Genomic DNA, 1,660 nt, shown 5'->3' with positions numbered 1-1,660 from the left:
GCCCGACCGCGTCCGACCGTGGGACCGTCCGGCCCGCCCGGAGGGCCAGCGGCTGCGGGCGCCCCGGCCGGCCACCGCCCGGATGCCGCCGCCCCGACCGGCCGCGCGGAAGCGATGCCGCCACTGCGCCGGCCGGACGCCGTGCCGCCGGGCCGCCGACCCCGGCCCGACCCGACCGGGAGCGGCCGGCCGCTGACCGGTGACGGCCTGGCCGCCGGCCGACGTACGACGGGACCCGTTCCCGATCCGGCGCGACCCGCCGGGCCACCCACCGCGGCCGGTCCGGGCCGGTTCGACGGGCCGCCGCCCGGCGTCGCGCCGCAGGTCGCCGACGGGCTGCGCGCCGACCCCGCGATCGACAATGACCCGCGCACGGCCCGGCGTCGTCCCGGCCCGGTCGACCCGGGAGCGCCGGAGCCCGCGGGTCACGCCCGCCCGGCCGGAGGTGGTCACCGCCGTGCCGCCGAACCGGACGCGCCGGTGGTGCCCCGCTCGGGCAACGCCCCACCGATGCCGCAGGCGTCCACCGCGCCCACCAACGCCGGGCCCACCAACGCCGGGCCTACCAGCGCCGGGTCCGCCAGCGCCGGGTCCGCCAGCGTCACGTCCACCGACGGCACCGGCCGCCGTCGAGCGGTCCCCGACGACCAGGGCCGACGCGTGCCGACCGGCGGTGAGCCGCGGGCGGACCGCCCGGAGCGGCCGGCCGACTGGCTGCGTCAGGCCGGCCGGCTGCCGCACACCGACCCCGGTCTGCCGGTGGTCAACCGCAGAGGTGGCGATGCGCAGGCCCCGACCGCGAACCGCCCCGTCGGCCGCCGTACCGCCCCGCCGCCCGCCGGTGATCTGACCGATCGCTCCGGTGGCCCACTCGCCGTACCCGATCCCGCCGCGGAACGCACCGCCGGCCGTCGTCCCGTCGGGCCACCGGCCGACCCGGGCGCGGACGCTCCCACCGGCCGCCGGGCCGCCCGGCCCGGCGGGCCAGACCCCACCGGAGAGCAGCCGAGCGGTTCCGTGCCTCATCCGCCGGTCACCGGTGAGCGGCCCGTCGGCCGTCGGGCCGCTCCGGGGGCCGCCGCGGATCCGATCAACCGACGCCGCCGCCCGCCGGCCGACTCCGCCCCCGACGGACCCACCGGTCGTCCCGGGCCGGCCGACGACCGCGGCGACGACCCGTATGCCGGCCCCGCCGGCGGTGGGCGGCGCGCGCCCGTCCGGGGCGCCCGCTCCGCACCGCCCGGGGGGCGGGCCCGACCCGCGCCCGGCGAGGCGCCGGTCTCCGGCGCCGGTCGCCGTGGTCCCGACGGTCCACCCCGTCCCGGCGCCGGCATGCCCGAGCGGGGTGCCGCTCGCCCCGACGGCTCGGCTCGCGCCGCCGTGCCCCCAGGTGCCGGCCCGGACGCCCCGGCCCGTGCCGCAGTGCCGCCGGGCGTCGATCCGGATCGTCCCGCTCGTGCGGCGGTGCGCCCGGGCGTCGGCCCGGACGCCCCGCCCCGCCCCGGCTCGGCCCGGCCCCGTCCGGACGGCCCGGCCCGTGCGGCCGTCCCGCCGGGCGCCGGTCCGGACGGTCCGGCTCGCGCCGCCGTCCGCCCGCCGGGCGTCGGGCAGCCGCCCGTCGGCGACGACCGGGCGGGGCCGGCGTGCTCGGCGCCCGCCC

At 83.7% G+C, this 1,660-nt stretch carries 1 pseudogene; it reads left to right on the top strand.

Annotated elements, in window-relative coordinates:
* Positions 1 to 114 precede the first annotated feature (114 nt).
* Positions 115 to 1,660, top strand: a pseudogene (locus tag ABZU53_RS31680) (hypothetical protein); the annotation flags it as partial.

The organism is Micromonospora sp. NPDC005194 (assembly GCF_040608335.1).
GTDB lineage: Bacteria > Actinomycetota > Actinomycetes > Mycobacteriales > Micromonosporaceae > Micromonospora.
Note: the sequence above shows the minus strand (reverse complement) of the source record. Positions and strands in the feature narration are given on the sequence as shown.